The organism is Mycolicibacterium wolinskyi str. Jessa 2025 (assembly GCF_049241375.1).
GTDB lineage: Bacteria > Actinomycetota > Actinomycetes > Mycobacteriales > Mycobacteriaceae > Mycobacterium > Mycobacterium wolinskyi.
On the sequence record NZ_CP185960.1, the window covers coordinates 4,530,020 to 4,544,971 of the forward strand.

A 14,952-nucleotide genomic window follows, 5' to 3' on the forward strand; every position below is an offset into this window, starting at 1 on the left:
TCGGCCGACCGCCGACCCGCTCAGAGCCGTTCAAAACCGCGCACCCTTTCCCAATCCGTGACGGCGGCGTTGAACGCCGTCAGTTCCACCCGCGCATTGTTGAGGTAGTGCTCGACGACGTCGTCGCCGAACGCCGCACGCGCCACCTCGGATTTCTCGAACAGCTCGGCCGCCTCGGCCAGTGTGGTCGGAAGCCGCTGCGCGCCACTGGTATAGGCGTTACCTGGCAGCGCATCGGGCAATTCGAGCTCGTGCTCGATACCGTAGAGGCCACCGGCGATCAGCGCCGAAACCGCGAGGTATTGGTTGACGTCGCCGCCTGGCGCGCGGCATTCGACGCGCATACCGTGCCCGTGGCCGACCACCCGCATCGCGCAGGTGCGGTTGTCCATGCCCCACGCCACCGCTGTGGGCGCGAAGCTGCCGTCGACGAACCGCTTGTAGGAGTTGATGTTCGGGGCGTAGAACAACGTCAGTTCCCGCAGCGTGGCCAGCTGCCCGGCGATGAAGCTGCGGAACATCGCCGACATACCGAGGGGTGCGGATTCGTCGGCAAATACCGCCGAACCGTCCTCACCACGCAGCGAGATGTGGATGTGGCAGCTGTTGCCTTCGCGCTCATCGAATTTCGCCATGAACGTCAGGCTCTTGCCGTGCTGGTCGGCGATCTCCTTGGCGCCGTTGCGGTAGATCGTGTGGTTGTCGCACGTCACGCCCGCGTGGTCATACCGGAACGCGATCTCTTGCTGGCCGCGGTTGCACTCCCCCTTGACGCCCTCGCAGTACATGCCTGCGCCTTCCATGCCAAGGCGGATGTCGCGCAACAGCGGCTCCATCCGGGTGGACGCCAGCATCGCGTAGTCGACGTTGTAATCGGTGGCGGGCGTCAGGTCGCGGTAGCCGTTGGCCCAGGCTTCGCGGAAGGTGTTGTCGAACACCATGAACTCGAGTTCGGTCCCGACGAAGGGCACCAGGCCGCGCTCGGCGAGCCGGTCGATCTGGCGATTGAGGATGCTGCGCGGCGCAACCGTCACGGGGTTGCCGTCGAGCCACGAAAGATCGGCCATCACCAGCGCGGTGCCGGGCAGCCACGGGATCAACCGCAACGTGGCGAAGTCCGGCGTCATGACCATGTCCCCGTAGCCGGTTTCCCAGCTCGACACCGCGTAGCCGTCGACGGTGTTCATGTCGACGTCCACGGCCAACAGGTAGTTGCAGCACTCGGCGCCGTGGGCGGCGACCTCCTCGACGAACAGCCGCGCGGACACACGCTTGCCGGTCAGCCGGCCTTGCATGTCGCAGAATGCGACGATCACCGTGTCGATCTCGCCCGCGGCCACCATTTGCTCCAGGTCAGCCTGCGCCAGCATGCCGGGGTTCGGGCTCATTGCGCACCTTTCTGTCCACAGACAACTGGCGGGCCAACACGACGGAAAGCCGACCTTTGCGTCCGTGTGCATTCACGTGGACTCGAAGATCGTCCCTCGAATCCGCGGGAATGTCACGCACAAAAGGTCTGACTACCAACCAATAGCACTCTATTGGGCTCAGCTGTGTCCCCAACCGCCGGGCGGAATCGCGCACCGGCACCCCGCCGAGAAAAGGCGGGGTTTAAAGGCCAGATTAAACAGGTAAATACCGCAGGTGGAGCGCTCCGAAGACACAACTGACCCGATCCAGGCACCACCACCGGTGGGACATCCGACCCCGACCCTTGTAGGGTCGAACTGATGTGTGGAGCCACCGGAGAGGTGCGTCTCGATGGCCGGACACCTGATGTTTCCGCGGTGTCGGCCATGGCTGAGGCGATGGCGCCCAGAGGTCCCGATGCGGCCGGCGTGTGGTCGCAAGGTCGGGTTGCCCTGGGCCACCGACGTCTGAAGATCATTGACCTGACCGAAGCGGGCGCGCAGCCGATGGTGGACCCGGACCTGGGCCTGACCATCTGCTGGAACGGCTGCATCTACAACTACCAAGAGCTGCGCGCGGAGCTGTCCGGCTACGGTTACCGCTTCTTCTCGCACAGCGACACCGAGGTGCTGCTCAAGGCCTACCACCACTGGGGTGACCGCTTTGTCGACCAGCTCAAGGGCATGTTCGCCTTCGCGATCGCCGAGCGCGACAGCGGGCGGGTGCTGCTGGGCCGGGACCGCCTCGGGATCAAGCCGCTCTACCTCAGTGAGGACGGCGACCGGATCCGGTTCGCCTCGTCCCTTCCGGCGCTGCTGGCCGGGGGCGGGGTAGACACCCGCATCGATCCCGTCGCGCTGCACCACTACCTCACGTTCCATTCGGTGGTTCCGCCGCCGCTGACGATCCTGCGCGGCGTCAAGAAGGTTCCGCCGGCCTCGATCGTCGCGATCGAACCGGACGGAACGCGACGTACCACCGTCTACTGGTCACCGGATTTCACCCGCCACGAGGACCGGTCCGACTGGTCCGAACGGGATTGGGAAGACGCGGTGCTGGCGTCGCTTCGGCTCGCCGTCGAGCGTCGGCTGGTCGCCGATGTCCCGGTCGGCTGCCTGCTGTCGGGCGGAGTCGATTCGAGCCTGATCGTGGGGCTGCTCGCCGAGGCAGGCCAACACGGGTTGGCGACGTTCTCGATCGGGTTCGAATCCGTCGGCGGCGTTGCCGGCGACGAGTTCAAGTACTCCGACATCATCGCCAAGCATTTCGATACCGATCATCATCAGATCCGCATCGGTACCGACCGCATGTTGCCCGCGCTGGACGGCGCGATCGCCGCGATGAGCGAACCGATGGTCAGCCACGACTGCGTGGCCTTCTACCTGCTGAGCCAGGAAGTGGCCAAGCACGTCAAGGTCGTGCAGTCCGGGCAGGGCGCCGACGAGGTGTTCGCCGGCTATCACTGGTATCCGCCCATGGCCGATCCGGCCGCGGCGTCGCTGGACGGCTCGGTCGCGAGTTACCGCAGCGCGTTCTTCGACCGGGACAGCGCCGGCGTCGGGGCCCTGATCAGCGACGCGTACTGGGCCGACGGCGATCCGAGCGGCGCGTTCGTCACCGAGCACTTCGCCGCGCCGGGCGCCCAGACCGGGGTGGACCGGGCGCTGCGCCTCGACACCACGGTCATGCTCGTCGACGATCCGGTCAAACGGGTCGACAACATGACCATGGCGTGGGGCCTTGAGGGTCGCGTCCCGTTCCTCGACCACGAGCTCGTCGAGCTCGCCGCCACCTGCCCGCCCGGGCTGAAAACCGCGCACGGCGGCAAGGGTGTGCTCAAACAGGCTGCCCGCCGGGTGATTCCGGCCGCGGTGATCGACCGGCCCAAGGGCTACTTCCCGGTGCCCGCGCTGACCCATCTCGAGGGCCCGTATCTCGACCTGGTCCGCGACGCGCTGTACGCACCGGAAGCCAAGGAACGCGGCCTGTTCCGCCCCGAAGCCGTCGACCGGCTGCTGGCCGACCCGAACGGCAGGCTCACGCCGCTGCGCGGCAACGAGTTGTGGCAGATCGCGTTGCTGGAACTGTGGCTGCAGCGCCACGGCGTGACAGGAGCCGCGGCATGACGACCACCGACCCCGATGCCGCCCGGCCGCAGGCACCCGAGTCGGGCGAGGACCACACCGAAGCCATCACGCTCGGCCTGCACGATGCCTCACCGCAGCATCTGGTCGATGCGATGGCCGACGATGTCGAGCTCGAATTGGGTTGGGGCCGACTGATTTTCGGCCAGACCTTCGCCGATCCCGAGAAGCTCGCCGAGGTGCTGCAGCAGGAGGGCCCCGGGCGTCGCGACATCTGCATCTACGCCCGTGAATCGCATGTGCTGATCGCGCGCTCCCCCGCCGAGCTGTTCATCGACCCGAGCCACACCTACCGGTTGCGGTTCACCGACGATTTCGGCCCGGCGGAACCGATCGGCTTCTCCGTGCGGACACTGCAGACGCCGAAAGACGCCGACGCGATGAACCGGGTGTACGTGCGATGCGGCATGGTGCCCGCACCCGTCGACGTCATCTGGCACAACCACACCCTGACCCCGGCGGTCGTCTATCTTGTCGCGGTCCGCGACGACGACGGCAGTGTCGTCGGAACCGTGACGGGCGTCGACCACAAGCGGCTGTTCGCCGATCCCGAGGACGGTTCGAGTCTGTGGAGCCTCGCGGTGGACCCGGCTGCCGGGCTGCCCGGGGTCGGCGATGCCCTGACCCGGACCCTCGCGGGCATCTTCCGTGATCGCGGGCGCGCCTACATGGATCTTTCGGTCGCCCACGACAACACCGCGGCGATCGCCCTGTACGAAAAGCTTGGCTTCCAACGGGTTCCCGTGCTCGCCGTAAAGCGCAAGAACGCGATCAACGAACCGCTGTTCACCCACCCCCCGGAAACCGTCGACGATCTCAACCCGTACGCGCGCATCATCGCCGACGAGGCCATGCGCCGCGGCATCTGGGTCGAGGTGCTCGACGCGGGCGCCGGTGAGATGCGGCTGGCGCACGGCGGCCGCAGTGTCATCACCCGAGAATCGCTGTCGGAGTTCACGTCTGCGGTGGCGATGGCCCGATGTGACGACAAGCGCCAGACCCGGCGCATCGTGTCCGATGCCGGTATCGCGGTGCCGAAGGGTCGACTGGCCACCTTCAACGACGAGGATCACGCCTTTTTGGCCGAGGTCGGCGATGTCGTGGTCAAGCCAACGCGCGGCGAGCAGGGCAAGGGCATCACCGTCGGGGTCGACAGTTCCGAGGAACTCGACGCCGCCCTGCACCGGGCCCGCGAGCAGTATCCCGAGGTCCTGATCGAACAACGGGCCACCGGCGACGACCTGCGGCTCGTGGTGATCGACGGCAAAGTGGTTGCCGCCGCGATCCGCAAACCCGCCGAGGTGATCGGTACCGGTAAGCACACGGTGCGCGAACTGATCGAGACCCAGAGCCGGCGCCGGGAAGCCGCGACGGGCGGCGAATCCCGCATCCCGATGGACGACATCACGCTGTCGACCGTCAAGGAGGCGGGCTGGTCATTCGACGACATCCTGCCGGAAGGCAAGCATCTGCGGGTGCGGCGTACCGCCAATCTGCATCAGGGCGGCACGATTCACGATGTGACGGCCGAGGTGAATCCCGAACTGTGCCGTGTCGCGGTGAAGGCGGCCGAGGCGATCGGGATCCCCGTCACGGGCATCGATCTGCTGGTGCCCGATGTCACGGGCCGCCAGTACGTGTTCATCGAGGCCAACGAACGTCCCGGGCTGGCCAACCACGAACCACAGCCCACCGCAGCCGCTTTCGTCGATTTCTTGTTCCCGCAGCAGCCGGGGTTGCCGCAAGCCTGGACGCCTTCCGAGGCGGCTGACTGAGCGCCTACCAGCTGCTGGTGCGCAGCACGATCTCGGCGGCGAGTTGCGCGGTGGAGTCCTGGGCGTTGCGCCTGCCCAGCATCTCCACGAGCCGGAAGTCGCCGTAGACGTAGCGCTGGCTGGCCTTGGCGACGGCCCGGGCCGCGGGGTTGCTGACGAGCGCGGTGGTGTTCATCTCCACCGGCGGGCAGCCGCCGTCGCGGATCACGCCGGTGGGATCGGCGACCCGTGGGTGGCCGCGGTCGACGACGACGAGGCCGATGAACTTGTCCAGCCGCGTGGCGGCCAGCTCCCAGGCGAGCTCACCGCCGAGGCGGTCGCCGACCAGCAGCGCCCATTTGATGTTGAGTGAGTCGAGGATGCCGACGACCGATTTCGCGGTCAGCCGTGGGTCGGGCCCGATGACGATGGTCCGCAGCGACGCGGTGTGCAGGCGTTGGCAAACCGCCTCGTAGGCCGCTGGTCCGTGATGGCCTGCGCTGAGCAGCACCACCGTGGCTCCCTTCTCGGGACCGGCCACGTCGACGGCGATGGAGAAGCCGTCGATGGTGGTCACGCTGGTGAGCATTGGGCCAACCTACCGTCCCGGTTCGGCCGGTGGGGCAGAAATCAGTTTGTCCTAACGGCGGCGTCAGCGTGTTCGGACGCGCTCGACCTGTTTGGCGAACGTGTCCAGAAACGTCTGCGGCAACGGGCCTTTGACGGTGATCGACGGATTCTGGGTGGGAAACGCGATGCCGAAAACCGCCCAGTTCCCGACGTTTTCAAAGGCGAAGTACACGCTCTCGTCGGCCCCGTTGAGTCGCATGGTCTGCTGATACGCCAATGCCGACGGGTTCGCTCCGGCGAGCCGGGTGGTGGTGATCGGGATGCCCTCGTCCGACGGATCGAAGAAGGTGCGGAACTCGGCGCAGCGGTCGGCGGTGGCGGCGAGCCGATCGAGCGGAAGCGGCGAACTCAGCACGGTGAGCACCATGCGCGCCCCGTCGTATGCGGCGACGAACTTGCCGGCACTGCCCGGACCGCGTTCGGCGGATTCGGCGATCACCCGCGTCAGCCCGTCCGAGCAGCCCTCGGGTGAGGACAGCATGCTGGGCGGCCCGCCTGCCCCGTCGGGTTGGCCGGGCTCCTCGATGACGCGGTCGTATCGCACCCCGGGTGGGAAGTCGGCCGCGGTGAGCACCACCCTCTGCAGCGTGGCGCCGGGCCACGTCGCGGTACCGGCGACCACGGTCGCGCACCCGCCGAGGCCGAACATCGCGGCCAGCAGTACAGCGAGAAACAGCCTTCCCTCGCGCAGGCTGATCATGGCCCCAGGCTACCGACAATCCGTGGATCGAGATCGTGTCCCGGTGCGCGCATAGTGCGCCGGTGTGGTCGCGAGCATTCGTTTGAAGTGGCGGTTGAGATGCGACTGGTCGTGAAACCCGACCGCGGCGGCGACGTCGGACGGCCGCATTCCGTCGAGCAGCAAACGCCGGGCCGCATCGACCCTGCGCCCGGTCAGGTACCGGTGCGGCGGCAGGCCGAACTCCCGGCCGAACGTGCGCACCAGGTGTGCCGGATCGGCGTGCAGAACCCGCGCGGCCTCGTCGAGGGTCAGTCCGGTTTCGATCCGGCTGTCGAGCAGATCGCGCAGTTGATGCGCCAGGCGGCGGTCACGCACCTGGGGCGGTTCGGTCACGGCCCGCCGGAGGTGTGCCTGAACGCGTTCGACGATGAACGCGAGCCGGCTCGCGGCTTCGAGCTCGTCACCCGGCCCCAGCACATCGTGAAGCCGATCGATGCGGTCCCGCAGTGCCGCGTCCTGCAGCGTGGGGGTGTCGACGGCGGCCCCGATCCCGGTCCATACGCCCGGTTCGAGGTAGAGCACCCGTTTGCGGAATCCGCCGGGGCGGATCGCCCGGCCATCGTGCGGTACGTGCGGCGGCAACAGGGTGACGGCTTGCCCGGCCGAGCCGTGCCCGCGCCCGTCGAGTTCGTAGCCGATGATTCCCGAATCCACGATGAGCAGCGTCCATGCGTCGTGGGTGTGCTGCGGGTAGGCATGGCTGCGGTACCGCGCGTGGAAGACCTCGGTGATGCCACCCACGTGCGGACGCCACGCGGTGGTCTCCGCGTCTGCAACCACATCAAGAACGTACAAGACGGCGGCCGCCTCGTCTCGCAGCATGGTTGCGTGCAAAGTGATGAATCCCCAGTGCGTTTCGAGACGAAGATCGCGGTGTTGCTGCGCGACGACCTGGAAGCATGGCAACGCCTCAACGTCTGCGCGTTCGTGGCGAGCGGCATCGCGGCCGCCAATCCGGACACCGTCGGCGACCCCTACGTCGACGCCGACGACACCGAGTATCTGGCCATGTTCGGCCAGCCGGTGCTGGTGTTCGAGGGTTCCAAGGAGACGCTGCGCGCCGCCCACACCCGGGCGCTCACGCGGGGCGCGCCGATGTCGATATTCACCGCGGACCTGTTCGCCACGGGCAACGACCGGGACAACCGGGCGGCGGTCCGCGCTGTCGCGCGTGCCGATCTCGACCTCGTCGGATTGGCCGTCCATGCCCGCCGCAACGTGGTCGACAAGATCCTCAAAGGCGCACGCATGCACACCTGAGGAACGGTCAGGTCTGCAGTGTGGTGACCATCGTCGGCCGACGCGGTGTCCCGCGCTCCAACAGGTCGAGCACGGCGTTCACGTCGATGTGATCGGCAAGCAGATCCGCCATCAGGTCGAGTTGGGCGTCACGGCGGGCAGGCACGTCGACATCGTCGGCGACGACGAACCCGGCACGCCCGGCTGCGCCGGCGACCTCGGTGAGCCAGGCCCGGCGCAGTTCGTCGTTGTCGAGCAGCCCATGCCAGTGCGTGCCGTAGACGACGCCGCGCCGCACCCCGATCCCGAGCCAGTCCGCCTCGGCGGATCGCGCGACCTGACCGTGATGGATCTCGTACCCCCGCAGCGGAGTCTCCCAGTGCCGCAACGTCTTCTCGCGCGCGAACACGATCTCGGCGTCGAGCAGGCCCATGCCGTCGACCACGCCTGCGCGGGATTCGACCGGGTCGTCGATCCGGCGGCACAGCATCTGGAATCCGCCGCACACCCCGAGCACGGCGCGGCCCCGGCCGGCATGGTCGACGATCGCGTCAGCCAGACCTCGTTCGCGCAGCCACGCCAGATCGGTCACGGTCGACTTGCTGCCCGGGATCACGACGAGATCTGCATCGGCGAGGTCGGCCGCGTCGGCAACCCAGCGAACCACGACACCCGGTTCGCATGCCAACGCCTCGACATCGGTCGAGTTCGAGATGCGGGGCAGCCGGATCGCGGCGACGGTCAACGCCTGCTCGCCCCGTGGTGGCTGTGGTCTGCCGACCAGACCGCCTGCGACGACCGACACGGAATCCTCGGCGTCGAGCCACATTCCGTCATGGAACGGGACGACGCCGTAGGTCGGCCGGCCCGTCAGCTCTTCGAGCCGGCGCAGGCCTGGCTCCAGTAGTGTCGGGTCACCGCGGAACTTGTTCACGATGAACCCGGCGACGAGGGCTTGGTCGGCGGGCTCGAGCACGGCGACCGTGCCGTGGAAATGGGCGAGCAGCCCGCCGCGGTCGATGTCACCGACCACGATCACCGGAAGGCCTGCCGCGCGCGCGAGTCCCATGTTCGCCAGGTCGGTGGCCCGCAGGTTGATCTCGGCGGGCGAGCCCGCGCCCTCACAGATCACCGCGTCGAATTCCGATCTCAGTGAGGCCAATTCGTCGGCGACCACGGCGGCGAGGTGCTCGCGGTGATGGATGTAGTCGGCGGCGGCCACCGACCCGGCCACGGTCCCCCGGACCACCAACTGCGAGGTCCGGTCACCACCGGGCTTGAGCAGGATGGGGTTGAACCGGACGCTGGGCGCCAGCCCGGCGGCGCGGGCCTGCATGGCCTGCGCGCGGCCGATCTCACCGCCCTCGACGGTGACCGCCGAGTTGTTGGACATGTTCTGGGCTTTGAACGGCGCGACCGAAAGGCCTTTACGGGCGAGCAACCGGCACAGTCCCGCCACGACCATCGACTTGCCCGCGTCGGAGGTGGTGCCGGCGACCAGCAGCGCGCCGCTCACTGTGCGCCCGCGAGCACCAGTCTCACGGCAGTGTGAGAATGTCGGCGCCGTCCTCGGTGACCACCAGGGTGTGCTCGAACTGCGCGGTCCACTTGCCGTCCTTGGTGGCCACGGTCCAGCCGTCGTCCCAGATCTCGTAGTCCAGTGACCCCAGATTGATCATGGGTTCGATCGTGAAGGTCATGCCGGGCTCGAGCACGGTCTCGACCGCGGGCTGGTCGTAGTGCAGCACGACGAGTCCGTTGTGGAACGTCGTGCCGATCCCGTGCCCGGTGAAATCGCGAACCACGTTGTAGCCGAACCGGTTTGCGTATGCCTCGATGACGCGCCCGACGACCGACAATGCGCGGCCCGGTTTGACGGCCTTGATGGCGCGCATCGTGGCCTCGTGGGTGCGTTCGACGAGCAGCCGGTGCTCTTCGGAGACGTCACCGGCGAGGAACGTGGCGTTGGTGTCGCCGTGCACGCCGTCGATGTAGGCGGTGACGTCGATGTTGACGATGTCACCGTCTTCGATGACGGTCGAATCCGGGATCCCGTGGCAGATGATCTCGTTGAGCGAGGTGCAGCAGGACTTGGGAAATGCCTTGTAGCCCAACGTCGACGGATACGCACCGTGGTCGATCATGTACTCGTGGGCGATGCGGTCCAGTTCGTCGGTCGTCACGCCCGGTGCGACGGCCTTGCCCGCTTCGGCCAAGGCGCGGGCGGCGATGCCGCCCGCGATGCGCATCTTCTCGATGACCTCGGGCGTCTGCACCCACGGTTCGCTGCCTTCCTGCACGGTCGGCTGCCACGCGTACTCCGGCCGCGGGATGGACTTGGGCACCGGAAGGGTCGGTGAGAGCACGCCGGGGCGCAGGGCACTACGAACTGACATACCGGTCAGGGTACCGATCTCGGCCGGTCGGACCGGCATCGGAGCACCGAGAGAGAGAATGAAACTCTCCGTTTTCGAGAACAATGCTAACGTAGCGCCATGCTCACCGAGCCTGCGCCGGTCCATCTGCTGAACCAGCTGGGATTCCGCGATGTCGAAGAGAACGACGAGCGGCTGGTCATCGAGATGGACAACCGCCCCGACCTCGCCAACATCCGCGGCGCGTTACAGGGTGGCCTGGTCGCGACGCTCATCGATTGCGCGGCGGGCCGATTGGCCGGCCGCCACGTCGGCCCGGGGCAGGACGTCACCACCGCCGACCTGAACGTGCACTACCTCGCGCCGATCATCACCGGCCCGGCGCGCGCCGTGGCCACCATCGTGCGCGCAGGCCGACGGCTCATCGTCACCTCAGTCGACGTCACCGATGCCGGGCGCGACCGCCTGGCGGCCCGGGCCACGCTGAGTTTCGCGGTCCTGGACCCGCGGTGATCTCGTCGGCCGACGCGCCCTAGGTTTTCGTACCGCGGCCGAACCAGCCCTTGCGCGGCCCGCGAATGTCGACCGAGCCGCACACCACGCGGCCGGTCAGGATCACATGCGGGGTGCCGTCGGCAGGCGCGTCACGACGGCGATCGGTGGCACTGCCGACGATCACCTCGACGTCATCGATCGAGGCGCTGGCGCCGTCGGGCAGCCTCATCTCCAGCGACCCGAACTTCATGTCGATCTCGACCACGACCATCGGTCCGGCGAAACGGGCCCGCGTGAGGTCGAGCTCGACCGAGCCCATCCGGCGCACCAATGCCAGCCGAGTCGGCACCGTCCACTCCCCGTGCCGTTTCAGCGAACCCAGCACGCCGCGCAGTTCGACCCGGTCGGCGGCCGTCGTGACGATCGCACCAGGGCCCGGCAGATCGCCCACGAGCGCATCGAGATCGGCGTGCAATCGCGCCTGCGACACCAGCGCCGAGCGCTCCTCGAACTCGGCGATGTCGATCAGGCCGAGCGCCACAGCGTTGTGCAGCCGACGCAGCGTGCCGTTGCGGTCGGCGTCCGATACCCGCATCTCCACGGATTGCTCATTGGTCCCCGTCATGGCGAGTCCCACGTTACCGCTACCCGCTCTCCCGACGACGTCGCGAGCGCGCCGCACTATGCCAGGTAATCGGCGGGCATGCTGTCGAACATCGCCTTGCACATCCGGACCGCGTATTCCGAGCTGCCGCCGCCGACGATCAGCGCCGCGAACGCCAGGTCGCCGCGGTAGCCGGCGAACCACGAATGCGATCCGCCCTCGAATTCGGCCTCACCGGTCTTGCCGCGCACATCGCCGACGCCGTTGAGTTCTTTTGCGGTTCCGTTGGTGACCACCAACTGCATCATGGGCCGCAGCCCGTCGACCATCTTCTGGCTGATCGGGGCGGCCGCCGCGCCGTCGACCTGAGTCTGGTGGCCTTCGATCAGTTGGGGCACAGGGGTTTTCCCGGCCGCCACGGTCGCGGTGGCCAATGCCATGCCGAACGGGCTGACGAGGACCTTGCCCTGCCCGAAGCCGTCTTCGGTGCGCTCGGCGAGGTTGACCGTGGGCGGCACCGATCCCGACACGGTCGGGATTCCCTCGACGTGATAGTCGGGCCCGATCCCGTACTGCGCGGCGGCCTGGGTGAGTCCGCGCGGCGGCATCCGGCTGGCCAGCTCCGCGAACGTCGTGTTGCACGAGTTCGCGAACGCGCGCGACATCGGCACGACACCGAGGTCGAAGCCGCCGTAGTTGGGCACCGTCCGGTGACCGATGTCGAGGTGGCCCGGGCAACCCAGCAGCGTGTTCGGGGTGGCCATGTCGCGTTCGATTGCCGCACCGGCCGTGACGATCTTGAACGTCGACCCGGGCGGATACAGCCCCATGGTCGCGACCGGTCCGTCGACATCGGCCGCGGCGTTCTGCGCGACGGCCAGGATCTCCCCGGTCGACGGCTTGATGGCGACGATCATGGCCTTCTTGCCGGTCGTGTTCACCGCGTTCTGGGCGGCGTTCTGCACGGCCCGGTCGAGGCTGATGGTGATCGACGGCGCGGGCTCCCCCGGCACCTCGTTGAGCACGTCGACGTCGACGCCGTTCTGGTTGACCGTCACCACTCGCCAACCGGCCTGGCCGTCGAGTTCGTCGATCACCGCCTTCTTGACCTCGTTGACGATCGCGGGCGCGAATTTGTCATCGGTCGGCAGGAGTTCGGCCTGCGGCGTGACGACGACACCGTCGAGGCCCGCGACCGCGGGAGCCACCCGATCATGGTCGGGTTGCCGCAGCGTGATCAGACTGAGCGGCTGCGCGGACGAGCTCGCCTGCTCGGCAAGGCGCTGGGCGTCCATGCCCGGATCGAACGGCCGCAACGCGTCGGCGACCACCCTGGCCGCCGACATCAGGCCCGCGCCGGCGGCTCGCGCATCGAGGGCGTAGTGGTAGAGCTTGCCGGGGACGAGCACATCGGTGCCGCCGCGCTCGTTGACCGAGGCCCGCCGCGGCGGATCGGCGCGGAGCGCGAAGGTCTGGTGCTCCCCGAGCCGCGGATGCAGGCCGGTGGCGCTCCAGCGCACCTCCCAGCGGCCTTCGTCGCGGATCATGTTGAGCTGGCCGTCATAGGTCCAGGTGCGGTTCTTCGGCAGATGCCACGTGTAGCGGTAGGCCACGCTTCCGGTGTCCTGCGAGTACTTCGAACCGAGGATCTGGGCGTCGAGGCGGGTGGCCTGCAAGCCGTTCCACGCCTCGTTGAGCGCGGTCTTGGCATCGGCCGGGCGATCGGACAGCTCGGCGGCAGCCGCGGTGTCGCCGGTGGCCAGTGCCGCGAAGAACTTCTCGGCTGCCGGCTCCGGGCCGTCCGGTCGCGGCGTGCAACCACTCAGCGCCAATGCTCCGAAGACCGTGACGGCCGTCAAAAGGCCGATGGTCCGTGTGACTGATGATGTTGTAGTTGCCATTGAGGCTGATGGTAAGAACGTTGCGGTCCGTTTCGTCGGAGGCGCACCGAGATCGAATCGAGACTGTGCCGAGATCTGAGCGCGGGGCCTCTCCCGTGCGGAGCGCGGGGACTATCGTGGCGAAGGCAACCATGCCCGCCACCGAGTTGATCTACGTGCCGTTCAACGCCGCCGGGGTTCCCACCGGAGTGGCGCGGATGCCGCAGGCCATCCAGGCGGCCGGCGTCGAGCAGGCACTCGCGCCGGCCCGGTCCACGTGGATATCCGTGACCGAAATGACCACGGCCCGAGGCCCTTCCGGCTTGTTGAGCGAGGCGGCGCTGTCACGCATGGTGACTGACAGCGCGGCCGCACTGGCCGCCGCCTGGCAGCGCCGCGCAATACCGATCGTCGTTGCCGGCGATTGCCCGGTCCTGCTGGCGCCATCGATCGCGGCCGCCGCAAACGGCGGCGAAGCGGGGCTGGTGTTCATCGACGGTCACGAGGACGCCTGGGATCCCCACGGGACACCGACCGGAGAAGCGTCGGACTGCGAAATGGGCCTGGCCCTGGGACTGTTCAGCGGACCCGAAGCGCTGGACGCACACCTGCCGTGCCTGCGGGCGGAGCATGTCGCGATGCTGGGGCCGCGCGATCAAGCCGAACTCCTGGAGGCAGGCCAACCAAGCCTGCGCGACCACGTCGCGGTATATGTCGACGGTTCCGACCTCGCCGCCCGCACCGATGTCGCAGGCATCGCAGATCTCGTGGCGCCCAGTGCCGGTGCCGCACCCGGCGGCTGGTGGTGCCACGTCGACCTCGATGTGCTCGACACCGCATCTCTGCCCGCGGTCGACTACCCGCAGCCCGGCGGGCTGACGTGGGGGCAGTTGGAGGACGTGACCAGTGCGTGCCTGAACGTCCCCGGCTGTCTGGGCGCCAGCGTGGTGATCTACAACCCCGACCTCGACGACGGCCGATCAGCCGGCCGCATCGCGGATTTCATCGCGTTCGTCCGCGACCGGCTGACTACCGCCCGCCCGAGGTAGTCATCAGACATCCAGGCCGCGCACCAGGATGTCGAGGCCGCGGCGAAATTCCTCGACCGGCCCGATACCGCGCGCCGTCTGGGCGGTCTCCGACAGCAGCGGGAACTGGTCGGCGGGCAACTCGGCGAGCGCTTGCGTCCCCGGCCCGGCCAGCGCACCGTACTGTTCGACCGCAAGCGCGCCGAAAACGTACGCCAGCACTGCCCGGAACGCATACACGCGCCGCTTGCCGGTACAGCCCGCATCGGTGAGCACACCAAGCACCACCTCACCCCACCGAAGCGATGCCGGTGCACGGTGACGGTGGATGAGCACAAGCGGCACCACTGCGGGATGCCTTGCGGCAGCGTCGCGCACACGCTCGGCCAGTTCGGTGAGCTGGCGGGCGGGTCCGCCTCGGGGCACCCGGAGATCGACCCGCGCGAGCACCAGATCCACCACCATCAGCTCGAGTTCGTCACGGTCGGCGACGTAGCGGTAGAGCGACATCGTGCCGATCCCGAGCCGACGCGCGACGGTGCGCATCGACAATGCCGCGAGCCCGTCGGCGTCGACAACAGCCAACGCGGCCGCGGCGATCTGATCGGCGGTGAATGAACGTGGACGTGGCATGACGATTGAAAGCGTACA

General features: G+C 68.0%; 14 protein-coding genes. 5 read left to right on the forward strand and 9 right to left on the reverse strand.

What is annotated here, in order from left to right; translation table 11 throughout:
* Nucleotides 1-20 precede the first annotated feature (20 nt).
* The gene (locus ACOI2T_RS22300) at nt 21-1,388 is read right to left on the reverse strand and encodes a glutamine synthetase family protein (RefSeq protein ID WP_409503587.1); all 1,368 of its coding nucleotides are present in this window, start codon (nt 1,386-1,388) and stop codon (nt 21-23) included.
* Between the two features lie 342 nt (nt 1,389-1,730).
* Between ACOI2T_RS22300 and ACOI2T_RS22305 the strand changes: the two genes are divergently transcribed.
* Both ACOI2T_RS22305 and ngg read left to right on the forward strand, forming a co-directional pair.
* Nucleotides 1,731-3,536, forward strand: a complete 1,806-nt coding sequence (locus ACOI2T_RS22305) for an N-acetylglutaminylglutamine amidotransferase (RefSeq protein WP_085148016.1) — start codon at nt 1,731-1,733, stop codon at nt 3,534-3,536.
* A complete protein-coding gene (gene ngg / locus ACOI2T_RS22310; RefSeq protein WP_409503588.1) occupies nt 3,533-5,329 on the forward strand; it encodes an N-acetylglutaminylglutamine synthetase in 1,797 nt (598 codons plus the stop codon). Before ACOI2T_RS22305 ends, ngg begins: the two co-directional genes overlap by 4 nt.
* Nucleotides 5,330-5,333: 4 nt before the next feature.
* Here ngg and ACOI2T_RS22315 read toward each other — a convergent pair whose 3' ends face one another.
* The 3 genes from ACOI2T_RS22315 to ACOI2T_RS22325 all read right to left on the reverse strand — a co-directional run bounded on the left by ACOI2T_RS22315 (nt 5,334) and on the right by ACOI2T_RS22325 (nt 7,460).
* On the reverse strand, nt 5,334-5,897 hold the full coding sequence (locus ACOI2T_RS22315; RefSeq protein WP_067852395.1) for an alpha/beta fold hydrolase: 564 nt from the start codon (nt 5,895-5,897) through the stop codon (nt 5,334-5,336).
* 63 nt (nt 5,898-5,960) lie between these two features.
* Nucleotides 5,961-6,638 (reverse strand): hypothetical protein, encoded by a 678-nt coding sequence (locus ACOI2T_RS22320; protein WP_409503589.1) that lies wholly within the window; start codon nt 6,636-6,638, stop codon nt 5,961-5,963.
* 9 nt (nt 6,639-6,647) lie between these two features.
* Nucleotides 6,648-7,460, reverse strand: coding sequence for a helix-turn-helix domain-containing protein (locus tag ACOI2T_RS22325; protein ID WP_458127389.1), 813 nt, complete (start codon nt 7,458-7,460; stop codon nt 6,648-6,650).
* Between the two features lie 69 nt (nt 7,461-7,529).
* On the opposite strand from ACOI2T_RS22325, the gene ACOI2T_RS22330 reads away from it, so the two are divergent.
* The gene (locus tag ACOI2T_RS22330; protein WP_409503590.1) at nt 7,530-7,940 is read left to right on the forward strand and encodes a PTH2-like family protein; all 411 of its coding nucleotides are present in this window, start codon (nt 7,530-7,532) and stop codon (nt 7,938-7,940) included.
* Between the two features lie 7 nt (nt 7,941-7,947).
* Here the strand turns inward: ACOI2T_RS22330 and ACOI2T_RS22335 are convergent, their stop codons facing one another.
* Both ACOI2T_RS22335 and map read right to left on the reverse strand, forming a co-directional pair.
* The gene (locus ACOI2T_RS22335) at nt 7,948-9,384 is read right to left on the reverse strand and encodes a cobyric acid synthase (protein ID WP_421877375.1); all 1,437 of its coding nucleotides are present in this window, start codon (nt 9,382-9,384) and stop codon (nt 7,948-7,950) included.
* A 73-nt stretch (nt 9,385-9,457) separates the two neighbouring features.
* A complete protein-coding gene (gene map / locus ACOI2T_RS22340) occupies nt 9,458-10,315 on the reverse strand; it encodes a type I methionyl aminopeptidase (RefSeq protein ID WP_409503592.1) in 858 nt (285 codons plus the stop codon).
* 99 nt (nt 10,316-10,414) lie between these two features.
* Here map and ACOI2T_RS22345 point away from each other — a divergent pair, with 99 nt between their 5' ends.
* The gene (locus tag ACOI2T_RS22345; protein WP_409503593.1) at nt 10,415-10,807 is read left to right on the forward strand and encodes a PaaI family thioesterase; all 393 of its coding nucleotides are present in this window, start codon (nt 10,415-10,417) and stop codon (nt 10,805-10,807) included.
* A 19-nt stretch (nt 10,808-10,826) separates the two neighbouring features.
* On the opposite strand, the gene ACOI2T_RS22350 is transcribed toward ACOI2T_RS22345, so the two are convergent.
* Entirely contained in the window at nt 10,827-11,414 is a 588-nt protein-coding gene (locus ACOI2T_RS22350) for a DUF1707 SHOCT-like domain-containing protein (RefSeq protein ID WP_409503594.1), read from the reverse strand.
* Between the two features lie 56 nt (nt 11,415-11,470).
* Nucleotides 11,471-13,294: a penicillin-binding transpeptidase domain-containing protein gene (locus ACOI2T_RS22355; RefSeq protein ID WP_409503595.1), complete on the reverse strand. Its 1,824-nt coding sequence runs from the start codon at nt 13,292-13,294 to the stop codon at nt 11,471-11,473.
* A gap of 116 nt (nt 13,295-13,410) precedes the next feature.
* Here ACOI2T_RS22355 and ACOI2T_RS22360 point away from each other — a divergent pair, with 116 nt between their 5' ends.
* The gene (locus ACOI2T_RS22360; protein WP_409503596.1) at nt 13,411-14,322 is read left to right on the forward strand and encodes an arginase family protein; all 912 of its coding nucleotides are present in this window, start codon (nt 13,411-13,413) and stop codon (nt 14,320-14,322) included.
* 3 nt (nt 14,323-14,325) lie between these two features.
* Here ACOI2T_RS22360 and ACOI2T_RS22365 read toward each other — a convergent pair whose 3' ends face one another.
* Nucleotides 14,326-14,934, reverse strand: coding sequence for a TetR/AcrR family transcriptional regulator (locus ACOI2T_RS22365; RefSeq protein ID WP_409503597.1), 609 nt, complete (start codon nt 14,932-14,934; stop codon nt 14,326-14,328).
* Between the last annotated feature and the right edge of the window lie 18 nt (nt 14,935-14,952).

Excerpts from the sequence above, each read along its gene's own strand:
- ACOI2T_RS22345 (WP_409503593.1), top strand. The coding sequence starts at position 10,415 with ATGCTCACCGAGCCTGCGCCGGTCCATCTGCTGAACCAGCTGGGATTC.
- ngg (WP_409503588.1), top strand. The coding sequence starts at position 3,533 with ATGACGACCACCGACCCCGATGCCGCCCGGCCGCAGGCACCCGAGTCG.
- ACOI2T_RS22300 (WP_409503587.1), bottom strand. The coding sequence starts at position 1,388 with ATGAGCCCGAACCCCGGCATGCTGGCGCAGGCTGACCTGGAGCAAATG.
- ACOI2T_RS22315 (WP_067852395.1), bottom strand. The coding sequence starts at position 5,897 with ATGCTCACCAGCGTGACCACCATCGACGGCTTCTCCATCGCCGTCGAC.
- ACOI2T_RS22320 (WP_409503589.1), bottom strand. The coding sequence starts at position 6,638 with ATGATCAGCCTGCGCGAGGGAAGGCTGTTTCTCGCTGTACTGCTGGCC.
- ACOI2T_RS22305 (WP_085148016.1), top strand. The coding sequence starts at position 1,731 with ATGTGTGGAGCCACCGGAGAGGTGCGTCTCGATGGCCGGACACCTGAT.
- ACOI2T_RS22350 (WP_409503594.1), bottom strand. The coding sequence starts at position 11,414 with ATGACGGGGACCAATGAGCAATCCGTGGAGATGCGGGTATCGGACGCC.
- ACOI2T_RS22335 (WP_421877375.1), bottom strand. The coding sequence starts at position 9,384 with ATGGTCGTGGCGGGACTGTGCCGGTTGCTCGCCCGTAAAGGCCTTTCG.
- ACOI2T_RS22355 (WP_409503595.1), bottom strand. The coding sequence starts at position 13,294 with ATGGCAACTACAACATCATCAGTCACACGGACCATCGGCCTTTTGACG.
- ACOI2T_RS22365 (WP_409503597.1), bottom strand. The coding sequence starts at position 14,934 with ATGCCACGTCCACGTTCATTCACCGCCGATCAGATCGCCGCGGCCGCG.
- map (WP_409503592.1), bottom strand. The coding sequence starts at position 10,315 with ATGTCAGTTCGTAGTGCCCTGCGCCCCGGCGTGCTCTCACCGACCCTT.